General features: G+C 43.0%; 24 protein-coding genes and 1 other RNA gene. 8 read left to right on the top strand and 17 right to left on the bottom strand.

Features of this window, described 5'->3' with window-relative positions:
• Position 1 precedes the first annotated feature (1 nt).
• A complete protein-coding gene (gene kdgK, locus MOB98_RS12245; protein ID WP_268362376.1) occupies positions 2 to 976 on the bottom strand; it encodes a 2-dehydro-3-deoxygluconokinase in 975 nt (324 codons plus the stop codon).
• A 37-nt stretch (positions 977 to 1,013) separates the two neighbouring features.
• On the bottom strand, positions 1,014 to 2,033 hold the full coding sequence (gene kdgR / locus MOB98_RS12240) for a pectin utilization transcriptional regulator KdgR (protein ID WP_268362377.1): 1,020 nt from the start codon (positions 2,031 to 2,033) through the stop codon (positions 1,014 to 1,016).
• Positions 2,034 to 2,254: 221 nt separating this feature from the next.
• Between kdgR and kduI the strand changes: the two genes are divergently transcribed.
• Both kduI and kduD read left to right on the top strand, forming a co-directional pair.
• Positions 2,255 to 3,082 carry a 5-dehydro-4-deoxy-D-glucuronate isomerase gene (gene kduI, locus MOB98_RS12235; RefSeq protein WP_268362378.1) on the top strand — a complete coding sequence of 276 codons (828 nt, stop codon included), beginning with the start codon at positions 2,255 to 2,257 and terminating at the stop codon, positions 3,080 to 3,082.
• Position 3,083: 1 nt separating this feature from the next.
• Positions 3,084 to 3,848 (top strand): 2-dehydro-3-deoxy-D-gluconate 5-dehydrogenase KduD, encoded by a 765-nt coding sequence (gene kduD, locus MOB98_RS12230; protein ID WP_268362381.1) that lies wholly within the window; start codon positions 3,084 to 3,086, stop codon positions 3,846 to 3,848.
• A gap of 42 nt (positions 3,849 to 3,890) precedes the next feature.
• Here kduD and MOB98_RS12225 read toward each other — a convergent pair whose 3' ends face one another.
• Together MOB98_RS12225 and MOB98_RS12220 are read right to left on the bottom strand one after the other, a co-directional pair.
• Entirely contained in the window at positions 3,891 to 5,816 is a 1,926-nt protein-coding gene (locus MOB98_RS12225; protein WP_268362383.1) for an ATP-dependent DNA helicase, read from the bottom strand.
• Positions 5,817 to 5,918: 102 nt separating this feature from the next.
• Positions 5,919 to 6,110: a hypothetical protein gene (locus MOB98_RS12220; protein ID WP_268362402.1), complete on the bottom strand. Its 192-nt coding sequence runs from the start codon at positions 6,108 to 6,110 to the stop codon at positions 5,919 to 5,921.
• A 163-nt stretch (positions 6,111 to 6,273) separates the two neighbouring features.
• Between MOB98_RS12220 and MOB98_RS12215 the strand changes: the two genes are divergently transcribed.
• Positions 6,274 to 6,426, top strand: coding sequence for a YpzG family protein (locus MOB98_RS12215; protein WP_010327933.1), 153 nt, complete (start codon positions 6,274 to 6,276; stop codon positions 6,424 to 6,426).
• Between the two features lie 52 nt (positions 6,427 to 6,478).
• On the opposite strand, the gene MOB98_RS12210 is transcribed toward MOB98_RS12215, so the two are convergent.
• The 9 genes from MOB98_RS12210 to MOB98_RS12170 form a co-directional block, all read right to left on the bottom strand.
• Positions 6,479 to 7,636, bottom strand: coding sequence for a THUMP domain-containing class I SAM-dependent RNA methyltransferase (locus MOB98_RS12210; RefSeq protein WP_268362385.1), 1,158 nt, complete (start codon positions 7,634 to 7,636; stop codon positions 6,479 to 6,481).
• A gap of 101 nt (positions 7,637 to 7,737) precedes the next feature.
• An RNA gene (gene rnpB, locus MOB98_RS12205) (RNase P RNA component class B) lies at positions 7,738 to 8,120 on the bottom strand.
• 65 nt (positions 8,121 to 8,185) lie between these two features.
• Positions 8,186 to 8,482 carry a cell division regulator GpsB gene (gene gpsB / locus MOB98_RS12200; RefSeq protein WP_003225629.1) on the bottom strand — a complete coding sequence of 99 codons (297 nt, stop codon included), beginning with the start codon at positions 8,480 to 8,482 and terminating at the stop codon, positions 8,186 to 8,188.
• A gap of 78 nt (positions 8,483 to 8,560) precedes the next feature.
• Entirely contained in the window at positions 8,561 to 9,103 is a 543-nt protein-coding gene (locus MOB98_RS12195) for a DUF1273 domain-containing protein (protein WP_268362386.1), read from the bottom strand.
• Positions 9,104 to 9,191: 88 nt separating this feature from the next.
• The gene (gene cotD, locus MOB98_RS12190; protein WP_080010830.1) at positions 9,192 to 9,419 is read right to left on the bottom strand and encodes a spore coat protein CotD; all 228 of its coding nucleotides are present in this window, start codon (positions 9,417 to 9,419) and stop codon (positions 9,192 to 9,194) included.
• An 83-nt stretch (positions 9,420 to 9,502) separates the two neighbouring features.
• The gene (locus tag MOB98_RS12185; RefSeq protein WP_268362388.1) at positions 9,503 to 9,631 is read right to left on the bottom strand and encodes a hypothetical protein; all 129 of its coding nucleotides are present in this window, start codon (positions 9,629 to 9,631) and stop codon (positions 9,503 to 9,505) included.
• 100 nt (positions 9,632 to 9,731) lie between these two features.
• The gene (locus MOB98_RS12180) at positions 9,732 to 10,985 is read right to left on the bottom strand and encodes a ribonuclease H-like domain-containing protein (RefSeq protein WP_268362389.1); all 1,254 of its coding nucleotides are present in this window, start codon (positions 10,983 to 10,985) and stop codon (positions 9,732 to 9,734) included.
• Positions 10,986 to 11,001: 16 nt separating this feature from the next.
• Positions 11,002 to 13,251, bottom strand: a complete 2,250-nt coding sequence (gene mrfA / locus MOB98_RS12175; protein ID WP_268362390.1) for an ATP-dependent helicase MrfA — start codon at positions 13,249 to 13,251, stop codon at positions 11,002 to 11,004.
• A gap of 102 nt (positions 13,252 to 13,353) precedes the next feature.
• Positions 13,354 to 13,860 carry a PTS sugar transporter subunit IIA gene (locus MOB98_RS12170; RefSeq protein WP_268362404.1) on the bottom strand — a complete coding sequence of 169 codons (507 nt, stop codon included), beginning with the start codon at positions 13,858 to 13,860 and terminating at the stop codon, positions 13,354 to 13,356.
• Between the two features lie 137 nt (positions 13,861 to 13,997).
• On the opposite strand from MOB98_RS12170, the gene MOB98_RS12165 reads away from it, so the two are divergent.
• A complete protein-coding gene (locus MOB98_RS12165; RefSeq protein ID WP_268362393.1) occupies positions 13,998 to 14,417 on the top strand; it encodes an Hsp20/alpha crystallin family protein in 420 nt (139 codons plus the stop codon).
• Positions 14,418 to 14,434: 17 nt separating this feature from the next.
• Here MOB98_RS12165 and MOB98_RS12160 read toward each other — a convergent pair whose 3' ends face one another.
• Positions 14,435 to 14,806 carry a YppG family protein gene (locus MOB98_RS12160; protein ID WP_268362395.1) on the bottom strand — a complete coding sequence of 124 codons (372 nt, stop codon included), beginning with the start codon at positions 14,804 to 14,806 and terminating at the stop codon, positions 14,435 to 14,437.
• A 184-nt stretch (positions 14,807 to 14,990) separates the two neighbouring features.
• Here MOB98_RS12160 and MOB98_RS12155 point away from each other — a divergent pair, with 184 nt between their 5' ends.
• A complete protein-coding gene (locus MOB98_RS12155) occupies positions 14,991 to 15,179 on the top strand; it encodes a YppF family protein (protein ID WP_003225611.1) in 189 nt (62 codons plus the stop codon).
• Positions 15,180 to 15,215: 36 nt separating this feature from the next.
• Here MOB98_RS12155 and MOB98_RS12150 read toward each other — a convergent pair whose 3' ends face one another.
• Together MOB98_RS12150 and MOB98_RS12145 are read right to left on the bottom strand one after the other, a co-directional pair.
• A complete protein-coding gene (locus MOB98_RS12150) occupies positions 15,216 to 15,587 on the bottom strand; it encodes a YppE family protein (RefSeq protein WP_268362397.1) in 372 nt (123 codons plus the stop codon).
• Between the two features lie 44 nt (positions 15,588 to 15,631).
• Positions 15,632 to 15,877, bottom strand: a complete 246-nt coding sequence (locus MOB98_RS12145) for a DUF5446 family protein (RefSeq protein ID WP_268362399.1) — start codon at positions 15,875 to 15,877, stop codon at positions 15,632 to 15,634.
• Positions 15,878 to 16,074: 197 nt separating this feature from the next.
• On the opposite strand from MOB98_RS12145, the gene sspM reads away from it, so the two are divergent.
• A complete protein-coding gene (gene sspM / locus MOB98_RS12140) occupies positions 16,075 to 16,179 on the top strand; it encodes an acid-soluble spore protein SspM (protein ID WP_003225606.1) in 105 nt (34 codons plus the stop codon).
• Positions 16,180 to 16,203: 24 nt separating this feature from the next.
• Here the strand turns inward: sspM and MOB98_RS12135 are convergent, their stop codons facing one another.
• A complete protein-coding gene (locus MOB98_RS12135) occupies positions 16,204 to 17,163 on the bottom strand; it encodes a DUF2515 domain-containing protein (protein WP_268367387.1) in 960 nt (319 codons plus the stop codon).
• Positions 17,164 to 17,204: 41 nt separating this feature from the next.
• On the opposite strand from MOB98_RS12135, the gene recU reads away from it, so the two are divergent.
• Both recU and MOB98_RS12125 read left to right on the top strand, forming a co-directional pair.
• Entirely contained in the window at positions 17,205 to 17,825 is a 621-nt protein-coding gene (gene recU / locus MOB98_RS12130; RefSeq protein WP_268362409.1) for a Holliday junction resolvase RecU, read from the top strand.
• Positions 17,826 to 17,846: 21 nt separating this feature from the next.
• Positions 17,847 to 20,603 (top strand): PBP1A family penicillin-binding protein, encoded by a 2,757-nt coding sequence (locus MOB98_RS12125; RefSeq protein WP_268367385.1) that lies wholly within the window; start codon positions 17,847 to 17,849, stop codon positions 20,601 to 20,603.
• The last annotated feature ends 39 nt before the right edge of the window (positions 20,604 to 20,642 follow it).

Below are 20,642 nucleotides of genomic sequence, written 5' to 3'. Positions count from 1 at the left end.
ATTAATAATCCCCTTTCTTTTGGCGAACCGTTCTTTGATCAGATAAAAACGCAGCTAATTTCTCCCTGGTCGGCATACCGTCCATATCCCCCGGTGCCTGCACTTGCAAAGCGCCAATCGCATTTCCCCTTTGCACCGCATCCTTGTACGACAAACCATCAAGGATGCCGCTGATCACACCGACTGCAAATCCGTCTCCGGCACCGACCGTATCAACCACCCGATCGACCCGATAGCCTTCTGCAAATCCTTCACCTTCCCGCGTTTTGAAGTAAGCGCCTTCTTTTCCGAGTTTAATGGCGACAAAGCTGACACCCTTTTTCAGATAAAAGTCGGCAATGCCTTCAGGTGTTTTTTCTCCGGTCAATAACTCGCCCTCAGCGTTCCCCGGGAAAAACCAATCTGCAAGCCCAGCCAGATCATTAATCGTATGGGCCATCGTTGCTTGATCAGGCCAAAGCGAGGGCCTTAAATTGGGATCGAACGATACCGTTTTCCCGGCATGTTTCATATCCTTCATTACGTGGTAAGTAAAGTCTTTCATCTCAGCAGATAAGGCCGGCGGAATACCTGTCATATGCAAATGGCCTGCGCTTTGAAAATAATCTCTCGGATATTCAGCAGAAGTCAGCGTGCTTGCAGCTGAGTTTTTCCTGTAATAGGTAACTTGCGGATCGCCTTCTTTCACTTTTGACTTCAGCAGAAGACCGGTGGGATTTCCGTCCTGTGAACGGATCACGCGGGACACATCAACGCCCTCTTTTTTAAGCGACTCTAAAATAAATGTTCCGAGCTGATCATTGCCGACCTTGCTCATCCATCCCATCTGAAAACCGAGCCTGGCAAGGCCGCAGGCGACATTGCTTTCTGCCCCGGCCAAACCTTTAGAAAATGTGGATGCTTCATGAAGGCCTCCGTACTCATTAGCGTAAAACATGGCCATCGATTCCCCGAATGTCACCGCATCAAGCTTCATCTCTTCCCAACCTCCTCTTCGTTGAGGGCACCCAGGATTAAAGTGACTTTCTCATGATGACTTCTGCCTCTAATTCAATGGTTTGAGGCGCTCCCTTGTCACCTTCAATCCTTTTTAGTGCGCGTTCCATCGCCGTCCTGCCCATATCATGTGACGGCTGGGCGATTGTTGTAATGCCCGGACCGATCAGTTTATACCATTCTGTATCGTCGAACCCTGCAATCCCAATATCTTGGGGTATGCGCAGGCCGATCTCTTCCATACAGCTGATGATTTTCAACATAATTAAGCCGTTTAAAGCCAGAATCGCTTTTTTTTCCTCCGGCATCTCCTTGTAAAAAGAACGAAGCGCCGCCTTAAGCTGTTCCTTGTTTCTCACGTCAATTTCATACATTCTGACAAGCCCGTTCACATTATGAACTGAAGCGATTTCCTGATACACAGCAGCTCTTTCTGCACGAGGGCTGATAGATGAAATTGGTTCGGTAAACAACGCGACATCAGTGTACCCTTTGCCGTAAATCTTCTGAAGAATCTCTTTTGTGATTCTTCTGTTGTCAGTCGTAACAGTATCCAGTTTTAGATCCGGAAGTTTCCGATCAATTAATATCGTTGGAATGTGCTGTTCTGCAAAGGCTTGGAGAACATCCTTGTTTTCTCCCGTTGCATTTAAAATCAGTCCTTCCACCGAATGGGCTTCAAGCTTTAAAAGCATTTCCCGCTCTTTTTCTGGACTGTTATCAGTGTTGCACACCATAATGCTGTAGCCATGTTGATCACAAACTTCTTCGACTCCCCTAAACGCGGCGACCGAAAATGGATTTGTAATGTCAGCTACTACAAATCCGATTAATTTGCTTTTTTTTATTTTCAAACCTTGTGCCATTTTGCTTGGCCGGTAATTCAATTCAGCGATTGCCTTTTTTATGTTTTTCACTTTTTCAGGAGAAATCGCATCTATTTTTCCGTTAATATAGCGGGAAACCGTTGATTTCGAAACTCCTGCACATTCTGCTACATCTTTGATGGTCGTATGGCCTGTTGTTTTCTTTTTCATTCAAGTGCTCCTGTATCTCATATATTTGAAACCGATTTCAAAACCGTTACAACACAAGAATACCATATTTTTAACATTTGGGAAGAGTTTTTTCAAAAATGTGTCTATTCACAATTTTAACGTTGACTCTTTTCACTATTTATCCTAAAATTTTCTTTGAAACCGTTACCAAAATATTTTCATTCAAGTGATGCCGAAATCCTAACCAAGGGGGAAATACAATGGAAAATCGTTATTCTGTACACCCTGAACAAGTAAAACGCTTTACGACAGAGGAGCTCCGCAGCCATTTCTTAATGGATACTTTATTTACGGAAAATAAACTAACGATGTACTACTCACATGAAGACCGGGTTGTCATCGGCGGAGCGGCTCCGGGCCAAAGTGAATTGAAGCTTGATGCCGGGGATTTCCTTAAAACAGACTTCTTTCTGGAACGGCGTGAAATCGGGATTATTAATGTCGGCCAGCCTGGTGCTGTCAGAGTTGGCGATGAGGAATATGTGCTTCAAACAAAGGATTTTCTCTATATCGGAATGGGCAATCAGGATGTAGCATTTACAAGCCTGGATGGAGAGAAAGCGAAGTTTTACTTTGTCTCCGCTTGTGCCCACCAAAACCATCCTACGCAAAAAGCTGCTATTTCTGAGCTGACACCAGACCGTCTTGGCGATGATGCAGCGTCTAATGTCAGAAGCCTGTACAAGGTCATTCATCAAGATGGCATTAAAAGCTGCCAGCTTATGATGGGCATTACGATGTTAGATCAAAACAACAACTGGAACACCATGCCGGCACACGTCCATGACCGCCGGATGGAGGCGTATCTTTACCTTGATCTCGAGAAGGATTCGAAGGTGTTTCACTTCATGGGCCAGCCGGATGAAACACGCCACCTTGTTGTCGGAAATGAGCAGGCTGTTCTTTCTCCTGCCTGGTCTATTCACTCTGGCGCAGGAACATCAAACTACAGCTTTGTGTGGGCGATGGCTGGAGAAAATTACACGTTTACAGACATGGATGCCGTTCCGATGGATGGGCTGAAATAAAATGAGTTATCTACATGATGCCTTTTCATTAGAAGGAAAAACAGCACTGGTGACAGGACCGGGAACGGGAATCGGCCAAGGCATTGCCAAAGCGCTGGCCGGTGCTGGCGCTGATATTATCGGGACCTCACATAAAAGCAGCCTGTCTGAAACACAGCAGCTAGTGGAACAGGAAGGCCGGACGTTTACGTCTTTTACATTGGACATGAGCAAACCGGAAACGATAAGAGATTCTGCAGCTGAGCTGTTTGAAAGCCGGCAGATCGACATTCTTGTCAATAATGCCGGTATTATTCACCGGGAAAAAGCAGAACATTTCGCAGAAGAAAACTGGCATCACGTATTGAATGTCAATCTAAACAGCTTGTTTGTTCTGACACAGCTGGCAGGCAGACACATGCTGAAAAGAGGTTATGGAAAAATTATTAATATCGCTTCTCTTCTATCTTTTCAAGGCGGTATCCTTGTTCCCGCTTATACGGCGAGCAAACATGCGGTTGCCGGTTTGACAAAATCGTTTGCCAATGAGTGGGCAGCTTCCGGCATTCAGGTCAACGCAATCGCTCCGGGTTATATTTCTACAGCGAATACACAGCCTATTCGCGATGATGAAAAGCGAAATGAGGATATTTTAAAGAGAATCCCTGCAGGCCGATGGGGCAAAGCGGATGATATCGGCGGGACTGCTGTCTTTTTGGCATCACGCGCTTCAGATTATGTAAATGGGCACATTTTAGCAGTAGACGGCGGCTGGCTATCTCGCTGACAAATAAAAAAGCTGACGAACACGATCGTCAGCTTTTTCCTATTACATTATATGCGGTTCAACAGGCAACACCTTTTTGACCTCATCAATGATGCGTTCATTCTCTCCGCCAGCATAAATGTGGATTGATCCACTGTCTTGATTCGAACGAATCAGACGCCCGATGCCCTGCCGGACGCGTAACAACATATACGGCAGATCAACTTCTTCGAACGGATCTTTTTTCGCCCCATTGCGTTTGGCTGTAAATACAGGATCATGCGGCGGGAACGGTAATGACCAAATGGTAACATTCTTCAACGCGTCACCAGGAATATCGAGTCCTTCCCATAGATGTACCGAACAAAGCACTGTTTCCTCTTCCTCTTGGAATTTCTCCACTAAGCTGCTGATTTCTTCATCACCTTCAAAGAAAATCGGATACGGCAGCTCCCAAGCCGCGGATAGCTGCTTGAACTCGTTTAATTCCTCAAAAGAAGGGAAAAGCACCAGCGTTCTGCCCTTATAACGTTTGATTGTTTCAATTGTTTCAGCTGTTTTTTGTTCAGCGGTCATCTCTGTTTTTGCATATAGATCAACTGTCATTTGTTCGTCATAATCATAAGGAGAATCAACAGTTAACGACAAATAATCATGAATCCCAAGACTGTCAGCTATATAATCAAATGAACCGCCTTCTGACAGCGTAGCAGACGAGAAGATATAAGGAATTTTCTTTGAAAATACTTTTTCGCCTAACACTTCTGCTACCGTTCTTGGCATTACAACAAAGGTAGAATCTGCTTCCTTTTTCTCCAGCCAGCTGATGGCATCCTTTTGATATAAAGATAATGAATACGCCATTTGTTCAACATATTCTTCTACAACTGACAGCTCGTATTGATCAATCGTGTACATCTCAGACTCGAACACGAGAGCCTCACCAATTTTATCAAGCAAACGGCAAAGCTCGTCCGCCGCCTTTTTAACACGCTGGTCATTTTTTATTTCTAAACGGTGTGAACCGGCTACTTCTTTTGATTCTTCAGAAAGAATATAGAAAAACTCGTCGTTCACAGCAAGCGCATCTTCAATCAGTTCAGCAAACTCTTCTCTGATGTCATTTTGAAGCAAACGTTCTAAAAACAATTCAAGAGTAGATTGCTTCACTCTGTAGGTTAGCGCTTTTTGCGCGGCAAACTCTAACAGATGCCCTTCATCGAAGACAACTGCACTATGATCAGGCAAGAGAGGCAGCTGGCCCTCTCGTTTGCGTGATTCTTCCGTCCACACATGCTCCATGTAAAAATCATGGGAACAAATGATTAAGTCTGTTGACTTGCGGTAGTAATCTCTGGAAAGCGTCAGACCGCATCTGTGTCTCATATCACAAGTCAGACAATCCTGAAACGAATCATAGCTTACTTCTGACCATTCTTCGTTCGATAGATTTGCATACTGCTTACGGTCGCCATACGGATAAAAGCGCTGCATCGCCTGTGATTCATGGACAAATGATGGTAATGACTCATAAAGATCCAGCCATTTATCATCATCGGAGCGCTGCATTGTTTTTTCAAGCTTCTTCAAGCATAGATATTGCTCATGTGACTTTGACAACCTTGTATCAATTTTCAGATCCAAATGCTCAGCAAGCTTCGAGATATCGCCCTCTTTTTTCACAAGCTGTTCGATTAATGTTTCATCAGCACAAGCAATAATAGCGGGTTTGCCGACATATCTTGCGTAGCTGATCGCAAAAAGAAGATAAACCAGCGTTTTCCCCGTTCCCACTCCAGCTTCGGCGAACATGACTTTTTTCTCTTTAAACGCCCGCTCCAGCTGAAAAGCCATAAACACCTGCTCATCCCGAAGGTCAAACCCTTTTTCGGGAAGGATATCGTAAAACACGTCACCAATCCAATTGTTCAATTCTTCATAAAAATTCTTTGTTTTCGTTAAAGAAAAAGGCAAACGTGATGTTGTCACCTAGTTCCAACCCCCAACTATTCGACATTCAGACCACCAATAATATCATTTTCCGCCGATGAATACAATAAAAAAACTTGGCAAGGCCAAGTTTTTTTGCGCTTACTTTCGATTGATCACATGCGACGATAAAAAAGGATGGTCTGTTGAATAAATATGTTCGACCGCTTTTTCTAAATCATTTTGCGCATGCGAAAGCACAGACGGAGACGAATCAGCCCCGAGCTCTTTTAGCTCGCTTGCTGTTGCGTCAAGCGCCCTTTGAATAAGATTAAAATGTTCGCTGTTTAGCATGAGATCACCTCTGATGGAAATAATCATCATTGTATGCGAACTTTTCATTTTATATACATGCTTTCCGCATGTTCTCACCGAAATATGCACAAACTACAATCGATATTCCGTACCCCGGATTATCCGTCTTATCAACAATATTCTATCAGGGAGTGATGTTGACATGAGTTATAGAAATCGGTTAGATCAGCATTCTGAACTGTTTCATCACAATTGGACGCGGCCTAAACGTTCTAAGTCTCAAGTAAACGGTCACACTGAAATGTCCCAAACCAACATTATATTGAGAAGTAACGCGAAAGCTCACCGTTGGTAACGATAGAATATGGCTGAAAGATGAAAGAAGACGCATGCAGAGCGTCTTCTTTTTATGCGTTTTCTGTTTTCTTGCGCTGCGGTCTTACTTTTGACCAGTATTGATAATAATCCGTTTTAATAAACCCGTTAAAGAGCTTTCTTTTCTTCGTCGCTTTTCTGCCGTATGCTTCCTCAAAATTCTCATTTGATGTCAGCATATACACAGACCAGGTATCAAGCGGTTCGAAAGCCTGTCCCATTTCTTTGTACATCTGCTCAACGGCTTTTTTCTCGCCGAGACGCTCCCCATATGGCGGGTTGCCGACAATGACGCCAAACTCCAGATTTGTCGTGAAGTCTTTAACCTGCATCTGCTTAAATTCGATTAAATCACCCAATCCCGCTTCCTCTGCATTTTCTTTTGCGATTTGAACCATGCGGTGGTCTATGTCGCTTGCGAAAATGGCAAGCGGCTGGTCATAGTTTGCTTTTTCCTCGACTTCAAGCCGCGCTTTGTCCCACAGGTCTTTACCAATCCATTCCCAATCCTCTGAAACAAAATCGCGGTTGAATCCCGGGGCGATGTTTTGGCCGATTAACGCCGCTTCAATCGCAATTGTTCCGGAACCGCAGAAAGGATCGACAAATGGACGATCCGGGGTCCAATTGGTTAATTGCACTAAAGCGGCAGCAAGTGTTTCTTTAATCGGGGCGCCGCCCTGATCGACACGGTATCCTCGTTTGTGGAGGCCCGTCCCTGACGAATCCAGCGTAAGAACAGCCTGATCTTTTAATAAAGAAACTTCCACCTTATACTCGGCACCGGTCTCTTCAATCCAGTCGTTGGCTTTGCCGGACTGCAGCTTGAGCTTTTCAACAATTGCTTTTTTGACGATCCGCTGACAGTCAGGAACGCTTGCAAGTGTTGATTTCACTGACTTCCCGATGACAGGGAATTTTCCGTTTTCAGGTATAAACGAGCGCCAGTTAATCGCTTTCGTTTTTTCAAACAGTTCATCAAATGTTTTCGCTTTAAAAGAAGCAACCTGGACCTTTATGCGGTCTGCTGTTCTAAGCCAAAGGTTCGCGCGGCAAATGGCAAGCGCATCGCCTTCAAAAATAACCTTTCCGTTATCAACCTTGCATTCGTATCCTAAATCTCGTACTTCCTTTGCGACAACAGCTTCAATGCCCATCGGCGCCGTTGCAATTAGTGGGTACTTCGTCATCGTATCACCCTGTCTTTTAAAACTTTTCTCTTTTCAAGATAAAAGCTCTCCTTATACGGGAGAGCTTGTTTTCATCATTTTAAATGTTAAGTGGTCTAACGTTCTGTAAGCCATGTTTTGTTCCGTCGTACTGCAAACGGCTCATCACCTCGTACTCAGGCGGCAATCATCTATCTACAGAAAGCATTCTGTCCTTCTCTCCGTTGAATTCCGTCAAGAAGGTTCCCCTACCAAAATTTGGGTTTCTCGCTCGAGGGGTTTACCGCGTTCCACTCTCACCATTTCTAGTGAGACTTCGTCACTGTGGCACTTTCAAGGATACTCAGCCATATCCAAAAGGACGTAGGCTTTTTTCCTGCCGTCAGCCTATCAAGGCTGCCCTAGCTTATGACTTCGCTAGGCACGAACACTACGGGCATCTCAGCACCGTGCGAGCATGGACTTTCCTCTACAGATTCAAGATCTGCAGCGATTACCCGAACGTTAAGAACATGAATTATTATATAACAACTGATTGCAATTGACAAGCGCCAATTTTTTCAAGCGCGATCAATCATAAAGCTTGCTGCCAAAAACGTGTTTTTCTAAGTTAGACAGCCGTTTTAAAATATCAAAGTTCGTTGTGTTAGATTGCACAGGCTGTTTTTTGCTGGCTTCTTCAAGCTGTTTTTTCAGCTGCAGATTTTCCTGCTGCAGTTCTTCGATTTCTTGATGGAAGGTTTCATAATCCTTAATAATCATATCTAAAAATTTGTCAACGTCTTCTTGCTTGTAGCCTCTAACGCCTGTTTTAAATTCTTTTTCCAAAATTTCTTTCGCAGAAAGCTTTACTTTATCAGCAAGCATCTTTTTCACCTCGTATCGTGAATCATCACCTTATATTTTTTCAGAAATCTGTACGGTTGTCAAATTTCCCTCTCTTTGTTAGTAGCTGTCTTCCTCTACCGTCACTCTGAGATCATCCATTGTAATAAAGTAGATGGGATAGCCATCCTGTTCGCGTCTTTTTTCCGCTGTCTCAAGCATATACTTAGGGGAACCTTCCATTTCCGGGTCATATAAAAGCATTAGCCCGTCGGACTTTTCAATGAAGAATTGATTTTTTTGTTTAAACTGAAGCGGGCTTTCATATGGGCGGTGAGTCAGGCTTGCTTCATAGTCTGCCTGAGCGAGAACTGCTCCATACAGTTCCTTGTTCGGTTCTTTCCAGTTCTTTTCCTGCTCATAAAATGGCGTGATGACAGCTACCTTTAAGTCAGGGTATTCTTCCTGCAAATCATATGCAGCTTCGGCCGCCCATAGCTCCGTACCAAGCTGGCCCGAAATTAAAATCCATTCTAACCCTTCATCCACAAAAGCAATCAGCCGGCTCTTAATGGCTTTTTTTATGTAATACAGCGCCTTGTCATCCTGTTTAAATATCCCAAGTTCAAATGGTTTATAACCCGTGATTGCCAATACTCTCATCATATCACCTGCTTTAAAAAATGGGGCTCCCACTGGGCCCCATTTGATGTGCTGCGTTTTTTACATCATCAAGCTGCACGTTTTCCTACTAGTAATCGCAGCAAGGTTTTCCTGCTTGAAAATGCTGATGCGTAGCCGGATCAACATTTGAGAAAGTGTGTGGAAAGTAATGAACGTGCTGAAAATGCTGGTGGTTTACGTTTGTTGTATGCTGTGGATGAATGTGCGGCACGATCGTTTTTGAAAACGTATGGTGTTCACAGCAATGTGTAGGATGGACAATTGGCGCCACCATATGCGGTCTGCAGTGATGCATGATAAAATCCCCTTTCCATAAACTTTATTACAATACTAAGCTATGAAAAATAAGGGGTACATGTTCTAATACAAAGACCTATTTTAAAAGTGTGCAAGTAAGCTGTCTTTAAAGTTAGAAAACACAAAAGCAATCAAAAAAACCACAACAAAGAACAAATAAAAAACACCCTTATACATACCAACTCTCCCTTTAAAAATAACTACCGTCATTTTACAGGATTCGCCGCTATTCTACAACAAAATCAATGTGAATTCAGCAAAAAAAATTCATGGCGAAACAAGTCGTCTTTTGCGCTTTCCGGGGAAATATTTAAGAGGAATATTTCCTCCTCAGCCGAGCAATTCTCACTTGCAGTTTTTCTGTTTCACTTTCTGATAAGAATGCCGCATCGCCAAGTAATTGCTCTGCTATATGCAATGCTTTCCCAAACTCTTTTTTCTTGTGCTCAAAATATTTCGCAAGCTCTATCACAGCACCATATCTGCACTTATGATTTTGTGAACGGGACAGCTTTTCCCAAAGCGGCACTGCTTCTGCCAATCGGTTTTGTTTCTTGTACAGGAGCGATAAATCCAGCAGCGCTCTGTCCTGGTCCTCAAACGACTTTCCTTTAAGCGTTTCAAGCTGTTTGACCGCCTCATCCGTTTCTTTGTGAGCCATAAACCATTTCGCCATCGCATAAGCTTCACTGTGCTCTATTGGCGCATGGGATTCTGAAAGTATTTTTTTAGACATATGGATGTACAATGAAATGAGCGATAGCACGTCCATTTCATTATGATGCAGGACACCTTTTAGAAGATCCGGCTCTTGTGCCTTGATAAAATGGAAATAAAGCATTGGTGCCAAGTAACCCGGTGTATCTTCTTGTCTGCGGATGCCAAGTTCCTCTTTTTCAACCGTGCCAAGTGATACACGATCCATTTTGTGTTTCCACAGGCGTCTTGCTCCATGCAGAAGGTCGAAGTGGCCGAACTCCGGGAGCTTTGGAAGTCTGTCCCGGATCAATGTATGCCTTGTTTTCACCTGCGGCCAATCAAAGGCTTTTCCGTTGTAGGTCACAAGTGATGTAATGTCAACCTCGCTTAAAAAGCTTTGATACAAGGCAACTTCATTTCCAGGTTTGGGCAAAAGATGCTGTTTGACCACTACTTTGTCTTTATATACTCTCGCATGGCCGAGCAAAAAAATGGTGTTGCCGGCTCCGCCCCCAAGACCGGTTGTTTCCGTGTCAAAGAAAAAGAGACTGCTTTTGTTATACCCTTTTGCTGACAATGTATGTGACAGGTTGCTTTGATTCCACAAAGCGATCACTTCATCAAGCTCGGAAAAGCTGTATAACCCGTGGCGGTGAGAAAGCGGATATTCTACCTCCCTGATGAGGCAGTATTCATCTTCGAAGAAAAAAGGCTTCATGCCAAAAGCCTCCCATTCCTCTAAAAAAGGGATTTCAGCATGGTTTTGAGCGAAGTGGTTTTCTTGGTTGCCTGATTCTGTTTTCTGTTCCCCTTCATCAAGCACCATATGCTTTTTCATTCGCTGGAGTTTCCCTTTTAATGACATATCTAACCTCCCCCCCTTACGACATTTGATCCAACAGGTGCAAAATTCTTTCCTTTGCTTTTATTCCTTCTATTTCGGTACCAATACAAGACGGACAGCCATCATGGCAAGGACATTGTTTAATGAGTTGCTTTGCCGCTTCATTAATGTCTGAAAAACGGTTGAAAACTTCCTCCGCCAAACCGATACCGCCCGGATAATGATCGTATAAAAAGATCGTCGGCAATCCGGTATGGGCTGCTTTGATTTGAGAAACGACATGAACATCGTTTCGGTCACACATGATATACACAGGGACAATATGCTGCAGCACATTCGAGATACCGAGAAGCAGCTGTTCCAGCGTTTTTTCCCCGATGTCCTCGTCTACTGTTTTCATTTCAAGCCAAGCTGCACTTGTGTGCAGTTCTTCTTCCGGCAAATGAATAGGACCAGAACCAATATTTTCAAACGTCGTCATTTTTATCTTTTTAAAAATAGTCGGCAAAGCATTGACAGTGACGTCACCATAGTGCAATGACGTCCGGCTATTTTCTGTCGTTTTATCAATTTCTAACACTTTTAGCTGAACTGCCAGATTAGCATCCGTGTAATATTCAACATCAACTTTTCTGACATAAGCCTTTTTGTGGTCCCAATCGAGCTTCTCCACTTGATATTGAACCCCTTCATGCAAATAAATCGCTTCATCATGCAAAAGCGTCATCGCACTAAAACGATCCATTTCACCGATAATCCTTACATTTGCAATATCTGACTGATCAACAATAACGACATTTTCTTGTGACGCAGATCGCAAACTGATATTTGAAGCAGGGAACGATTCACTTGCCCAATGATACCGTTCGCCATTGCGGTGAAGAACAGCCTCTTCCTGAAGATACTCAAGAATGTCACTTACATCCATCGGCCCAAACTCTTCATCAGCGCTAAAAGGAAGCTCATAAGCCGCACACTTTAAGTGGTCTACTAAAATAATCAAATTCTCCGGATTGATTCTCGCAGATTCCGGCGAACGGTTGAAGAAGTATTCAGGATGCCGCACAATATATTGGTCGATCGGCGTTGAATTGGCGACCATGATAATCAAAGACTCACCGTGTCTTCTGCCGGCTCGTCCCGCCTGCTGCCATGCACTTGCCACACTTCCAGGATACCCTGTCATCACACACACTTGCAGCTGGCCGATATCAACACCAAGCTCTAAGGCATTCGTACTGACAACTCCTAAAATCTCTCCTTCTCTTAACCCTCTTTCGATTTCTCTTCGCTCTTTTGGAAGATAGCCTCCTCGATAGCCTCTGATTGACTTTGTTGCAATCTCTTTTTTCACAAGCTCCTGAATATGGCTTAAAATAATTTCCACCCGGACTCTGCTCCTGGCAAAAACAATGGTCTGCACTTTGTTTTTCAGAAACTCTTTCGCCAGTTCATTTACTTCTGCAGTTGCGCTTTTTCTGATATTCAGCGGTTTGTTCACAATTGGCGGATTATAAAAGACAAAGTGCTTCCGTCCGCTCGGGGCGCCGTTGTCATCGACCAGCCGCATCGGATTTCCCGTCAGCTGCTCACCCAATTCCTTCGGGTTGGCAATCGTTGCCGAAGTACAAATAAATACAGGATCGCTTCCGTAAAACCGGCAGATTCGCTTCAGCCGCCGGATTACATTCGCCACATGGCTCCCGAAAACACCGCGATACGTATGAAGTTCATCGATCACGATATACTTAAGGTTCTCAAACAAACTGACCCATTTCGTATGATGCGGAAGAATGGCAGAATGCAGCATATCGGGATTTGTAATGACAATGTGACCTGCTTTTCTCACTTTTTGTCTGATTGCCGGAGATGTATCCCCGTCATATGTAAAACTTTTAATATCTATGCCCATTTCATCAATGATTTCATTTAACTCGCTCTTTTGATCCTGTGCCAGCGCTTTAGTGGGAAATAAATACAGCGCCCGGTTTGTTTCGTCTTGGGCGATGGACTGCAGGACTGGGAGATTATAACATAATGTTTTTCCTGATGCTGTGGGCGTTACGGTAACGATGTTTTCTCCTTTTTGCACATATTGATAAGCAGAATATTGGTGAGTATATAATTCATCAATGCCCCTTTTCGAAAGGGCTGTCTTTATTCTCTCGTCTATACTTTCAGGCATCGGCCTTGTTCTTGCTCCACGAGGCTCAATTTCATGCCAATTCACAACGTTTTCATTTCCTTTTAACTCAGAAATGAGCTCAGTCAGTGATTTCTTTTTCATTCTTTACACCTCTTTGTCAAGTACAGTTTACCGAATATTTGTTTGCATGGCTAGGTGCAAATTTTATACAATCGAACAAAAAAAGCAAGGCATACGCCCTGCTCATTTCGCTTTTATTGTGAGGAGCTTTGTTTCTCCTTTGTGGGCAGCCTTTTCGCCTGCCGGCACAATTGATCCTACAGCCTCACCATTCATGATCACGATCGGAATGACTGTGCTGCTCGCTTTTTCTTTTATTAATTCCAAATCACACGTAATCAGCGGGTCACCGACCTTCACTTTGTCCCCTTCTTTAATATGGGCAGTAAACCCTTCTCCGTTCATATTAACCGTTTCCAGCCCAACATGAATTAAGAGTTCAATTCCCGAACGGGTTCGAATGCCAACGGCGTGTTTGGTGTGGAATATCTGAATCACTTCGCCTTCAGCAGGTGAAACGATTTCGCCATTTGTAGGCTCAACCGCTATTCCTTCCCCCATCATCTTCTGTGAAAAAACTGGGTCCGGCACATCTGTCAGGTCCATTACCGTACCGTCTGCCGGAGAATAAATAACCTCTTCTGTCACTTTTTCCTGAGTTTTGCCCATTCCGAATAATTTTTTCAGCAATGTGTTTTCTCCCTTCTCAATCGCTTCAACCGCTATCCCTACATTCACCACTATTTAACCATACTTTCAATTTTGCTTCAATTTATAACAACATCCGGCATAGCCGCATAGTCTGGTTAAAAAAGGCGGTGGCAGAGTTGGAATTCGATGATGACAAAAAGAACGATCTGCAAAAGAAAGAAGAAATCATAACGGAGGCAATAGACGATCTTTTTCAATCCTCAGCGTTCGGCAACCTGATAAACGGATTTCAGAACCTGATCAACTCGAGTTTAAAGGATGTACAGACGACCATACATGTCAGAGAAAGAGATACCGGGCTGTATGTCGATATCACAATTCCATCGACGTTTCAAGACGGCGACATCGTCGTTGACATTAAATCCAGGTATCTTCATGTCACACTTCAAGAAAAACAGCAACAGCAGCATGAAGCTACTTTTACAAGCATGACGAGAACAGTGCAGCTGCCTTATGAAGTTCGCCAGGAAGATATGGAAACGTCTTGGAACGAACAAACCATGACACTTTTCTTTCCAAAAAATAAGCATGAATGAGCGTTTCATTCATGCTTCTATCCTTTAAAAAAGCTTGTAAATCCTTTTATTAAGGATCCGACCTGATTCATTGCACTCATCACTTGGCCTGTCGTATCCATCATTTTATTAAAATCAAACTGCCCGTTGGCTTTTTTGAACTGCGACATAATACTTTGAAATTGTGAGGGCTGCTGCTGGTTAGGCCTTGGGATTGGATAAGGATTGGAAAATGCAGGCGGCTGCATAGGCATAGACTGGACCGGAGAATACGGCTGATAATAATCCTGCTGCCCATATGGCTGCTGCGGCAAATATTGCCCTGGTACAGGCTGCTGATAATATCCCTGCATTTGCTGAGGATAATAATAGCCCATTTGCCGCGGATAGCTTTGAAAACTTTTGTTCATTGCGATTCCCCCTAAAACTCAACATTCTCTTCTATATATGTATGAATAAAGTCTATTGTTTGTGTCACAGGACCCGGTTCTCATTTGTCAAATTGTGTCGAAAGTTTAAATTTTTTAAAAACAGAAAAAAGTCGAATCATTATGGTACCATATTTTCAATACAGATGAGAGGGGATGCACCATAATGAACGTATCATACTTAAGCAAACGTTTTGCAGAAATGAAGAAATATGAAACAGACTGTATGAATAAACTGATGGACTTTGCCAAGTTCCTCTATATTCAAGGACATCTAAGCACAACTGAATTTCGTAACAGTATGAAGGTTCTCGAAGCAAATGGAGCAGAAAGCCCGGCATATGAGCTAAATTAACGTCCGGCCCCCTATAACAAACGAAAAGAAGACAGCCTACAGGCTGTCTTCTCTAGCAATTTCATCTTTAACTGCGTGCAATGTGTACAGGACTGATTCAGTGATGTCCTTGAATCTTTTTTTATGAATATGATGAACATATGATTGAAGGATCAATTCCTGGAAATTATCCTTTGCGGTCTCAATTTGCCCTTTATGCACATATTTCGGGCGGCGTGCTTTTATTAATTCAAGCGCCCCTTTCGCCCAGCGATCAGCCAGATCATCATTCTCTTCAACTGCAGGCTTTATTGTCTCAAAAAAATCATAAGAAAGATCACTTTCTTTTCCTTCCTGATATCGATCAGCGCCATTTTCAGCAGCTTCAATCATTTGCTCGGTCATTTCCAGCAATGTTTGTGATAGCAACACCCTTCACCTCAATGCTATCGTACCAAATTCCGCCCGAAAATTCAGCCGATGCGGTATACCTTTTCAAAGGCATACCTATGTTCAGGCGATTGATACAGCTCATTTATACAAATATGAAGGTCCATAATTTCTTCTTCTAGCACACTCAGGCGCTCATTTTCCGTTTCCCGCATCTCAGCCTCAACTGCGTTTAAAGAATGATTCAGGCTTTGCTCAGCTCGGGTTAATTCATCTTCTATATCAGAAAGCATACGGAGAATATCTGTTTTGCTTACGTAACCGGACATTCGTGTACCTCCTTTACTCGTCTCTCCTGGTTAAAATTCTTTGCTCTTTAAGCTCTTTCCTTCCACATGACAAAACTAGAAGCAAATCGCCAAACAAACAGGTATTCCACGAAAAGCTGAAGTTTTCGACAAAAACACCCGCAAAAATTGTATGATCCTTCCCCTTAATGCAAACGATACTTGTGAGGAGGTGCCGTATGAAAACAAGACCGAAGAAAGCCGGCCAGCAAAAAAAGACTGAATCAAAAGCAATCGATTCTTTAGATAAAAAACTAGGCGGCCCAAACCGCCCTTCTACGTAAGAAGCAAGGATATTCCTTGCTTCTTTATTTCTTCAGCCAATGTTCCACTGCAAAAAGCGCATGAAGCTGGCGTTTTTTATGTAAATACCAGTCTGTCAATTCAATCTGCTTGGGCAATTCTTCTCGCCTAAAGCATGTTTTCTTAATCTTTCCATGAAACCAATCTGTTTTCTTTCCGTCTAATGAGTGGATCAACTCAGGATAGCATGTCCTTAACATAGGAGATGTTCTTTTTGTGATCCCGATCATTTTTTCCATATCAAAACGGGAGCCGGTATGCGGCACTGTGTGCAAAAACTGATAGAAAGAGGGGAACAATTCCGGACTGAACAGCAATTGAGACAGCTGCTTTCCCAGCCTTACCCTTTCCTCTGTCTTTGAAAATCGTTTCACTGAAATGCCGTAAAGAACCCTGTCTGGAGAAGGAAAAATAACGGTATTGAAATGAAACCAGTCACTTAAATAAAAAGGAATCGTGTCAAAAACGTTCTTTTTAAACGAAGGATTTTGTATAATAGGTGTTTGGATAGTGTTTTGTTCATTTATAATGAGGGCATACATCAGCCGCTCCGTGTTTCGCTCATGCCAAAAACGGGTCCATTCTTCCGTCATAAATTGTGAGACGCCAAAAACATGGAGATGCTGAAACAGCGGTTTCCCGATTTTTTTTGACCAGTGATACAGTAGAAGCTGCGGATAGGCATCCGAAAAAATAAGCCAATTCGCTCTTTCATAGGCTAAAAAGAACCACTTTTGCTGTCTCTCACGGAGTCCAAGCTGAAACAGACTGCCTTTTAAGTCAGTCATTGACCAGCCGGCATTGCGAGAAACGAAAGATGCCAAGAGCGACCATTTGATTTCCGGATGACGGTCATAAAATGCTTTATATGCGTTCGTTCTTGAAATGTTATCTGCGTTTTTTGTTTTTGTCTGCCGCTCAATCAGGCTCAAAAGTTCGATGGTCTGTTGTTCTTGCACATGCATTCACTTCCGTCATGAATAGTTTTAATAAGGAGGATGAGAAAGTGATTCGGTATCCTAACGGAAAAACGTTTCAGCCGAAACATGCCGTTTCATCCCAAAACAGTCAGAAAAGGGCCCCGTCTTACAGTAATCGCGGAATGACCCTCGAAGATGACTTAAACGAAACGAATAAGTATTATCTGACAAACCAAATTGCCGTCATACACAAAAAGCCGACACCTGTTCAAATTGTAAATGTCCATTATCCGAAAAGAAGCGCCGCAGTGATTAAAGAAGCTTACTTTAAACAATCATCGACAACAGATTACAACGGGATTTACAAAGGGCGATATATTGATTTTGAGGCGAAAGAAACGAAAAACAAAACCTCTTTCCCCCTGCAGAATTTCCATGACCATCAAATTGAGCATATGAAGCAGGTAAAGGCTCAAGACGGTATTTGTTTTGTTATTATATCCGCTTTCGACCAAGTTTATTTTTTGGAAGCCGATAAGCTGTTTTATTTCTGGGACAGAAAAGAAAAAAACGGCAGAAAATCAATTCGAAAAGATGAGTTAGAGGAAGCGGCGTATCCGATTTCTCTTGGATACGCACCTAGAATTGATTATATTAGTATTATTGAACAGCTTTATTTTTCGCCGTCATCTAGTGCGAAAGGTTGATTAATGAAAGGTTGAGATGTTATGTCAGATCAATTTACCAGCCGTGAAGCTCGACGAAAAGCAAACAGCAAATCGAGTCCTTCACCGAAAAAAGGCAAGAAACGAAAAAAAGGCGGGTTGTTTAAAAAGACCCTTTTCACTTTACTCATTCTGTTTGTATTAGGCGTAGTCGGCGGTGCCGTAACATTTGCCGTCATGGTTTCGGATGCGCCTTCACTAGACGAAAGCAAATTGAAGACGCCATATTCATCAACGATTTACGATAAAAACGGAAAAGAAATCGCTGAAGTCGGCGCCGAAAAACGGACCTACGTCTCTATAGATGAAATTCCCGATGTTGTAAAAGAAGCCTTTATCGCAACAGAAGATGCTCGCTTTTATGAGCACCACGGGATTGATCCTGTCCGTATCGGAGGCGCCTTAGTTGCCAACTTTAAAGACGGCTTCGGAGCTGAAGGCGGAAGTACGATCACTCAGCAGGTCGTCAAAAACTCCCTTCTTTCACATCAGAAGACGCTGAAACGGAAGGTGCAGGAAGTATGGCTTTCGATTCAGCTGGAGCGCAATTACTCTAAAGATGAAATTTTAGAAATGTATTTAAACCGGATTTATTTTTCTCCTAGAGCATACGGAATCGGAAAAGCGGCGGAAGAATTTTTCGGCGTTACAGATTTAAGCAAATTGACTGTCGAACAGGCTGCGACCCTTGCAGGTATGCCGCAAAGTCCGACAGCATACAATCCCGTTAAAAACCCAGATAAAGCGGAAAAACGCCGGAACATCGTACTCAGCCTGATGAAAAAGCAAGGATTTATTTCTGATTCTCAATATAACAAAGCCAAAAATGTGGCGATGAAAGATGAAGGCGTTGTATCACAGAAGGAATATGAAAAAGCAAGTACAAACAAATACAGCGCGTTTGTTGAAGAAGTCATGAAAGAAATTGATGAAAAATCTGATGTCGATCCATCTGCTGACGGATTAAAGATCTACACGACATTAGATACAAAAGCGCAAGACAAACTTGATGAATTAATGGACGGAGACACTGTAGGATTTACTGAAGGCATGCAGGGCGGCGTTACCCTTCTCGATACGAAAACCGGAGAAGTACGTGCGATTGGCGCCGGAAGAGATTCTGCTGTTGGGGGTTACAATTACGCGACCCAAGCTCAGCGACAGCCTGGTTCTACCATTAAACCTATTCTCGACTACGGTCCAGTTATTGAAAATAAAAAGTGGTCCACTTACGAGCAAATTGATGACTCAGCTTACACATATTCTGACGGAACAGCCATTCGTGACTTTGACCGTTCCTATAAAGGGATTATGTCTATGCGTGAAGCTCTTGCCCAATCTCGTAACATCCCGGCTTTAAAAGCATTCCAAGCAGTTGGAAAAGACGCTGCAGTGGACTTCGCTAACGGATTGGGGCTTGGATTAAATAAAGAAAAAGTGTATGAATCATATTCTATTGGAGGATTCGGAGAAGGTAATCCGGGTGTTTCTTCTCTGACCATGGCTGGAGCATACAGTGCATTCGGAAATAACGGAACGTATAATGAACCGCACTTTGTGAAGTCAATTGAATTCAACGATGGAACAAAGCTTGATTTAACGCCTAAATCAAAATCAGCAATGAGCGATTATACAGCCTTTATGATTACAGATATGCTGAAAACAGCTGTTAAAACGGGTACTGGACAGCTTGCTCAAGTACCAGGAGTAGAGGTTGCAGGTAAAACTGGTACAACTAACTTCGATGAAACGACTATACAAAAATACAATATCGCATCAGGCGGTGTACCAGATTCATGGTTTGTAGGATATACACCTCAGTTTACTGCTGCTGTATGGACAGGTGTAGACTCTGAGAACAAGATAGGAAAAAAATCTTTAAATCAAACAGAACAGCAGGTCGCAAAACGTCTATTCGCACAACTCATCGCAGAAGTCGATGACGGAAGCGGATCATTTGAAAAGCCTGACAGCGTAGTGGAAGCCACTGTTGAAAAAGGCTCTAACCCGGCAAAACTGGCAGGGCCGAATACGCCAAGCGATAAAAAACTCACAGAGTACTTTGTAAAGGGTACAGCTCCTTCTACTGTTTCTAAAACATATGAGAAAGAAGAAAAAGAAGAAACAGCAAAACTGTCTGGTTTAAGCGTAAAATATGATAAAGACAATCAATCTTTGACATTAAGCTGGAAATACGACGGAGATGCTACCTTTGCTGTTAAGCAATCTGTTGACGGCGGCAGCTACTCAGACATTCAAAACAGCTCTGCAAAAGAGGCAGTCATTTCAGGCGTGCAGCCAGGATCTGTATACAAATTCGAAGTGACAGCCGTCAGTGATGATGGCAAAAGTACAGCTTCCACATCCTATCAAGTGCCGAAGGCTGAAGATGAGGAAGATAAAGAAGATCAGCAACAAACGGATGATGAAAATCAAGATGATGAGAAGACTCAGGATGATACACAAACTGATGATTCTCAAACTGATGACAGTCAGACAGATCAAGATCAGACAGATGATGCAACAAACGATCAAGACAAAAAACAAGACAACACGAACACCAATCCGTCCGACAATAATAACCAAGACCAATCTAACGGCAACAACAGCAATAACAATGGCAACAATCAGGATACATCGGATGGTAATACGAACCCAGATACGAATGATTCATCAGGTTCTGATCCAAATAAAAACAAAACAGACAACACTGACAAAACACAAACGAACTCAACATCAACAACAGAAAAAACAAATTAAACAAAAAGCCATCACCTTATGGGACTGACCCCCGTTTTT

The sequence above is a fragment of the Bacillus sp. N13C7 genome, from assembly GCF_026790065.1.
In the GTDB taxonomy this organism is placed as follows: Bacteria; Bacillota; Bacilli; order Bacillales; family Bacillaceae; genus Bacillus.
Note: the sequence above shows the minus strand (reverse complement) of the source record. Positions and strands in the feature narration are given on the sequence as shown.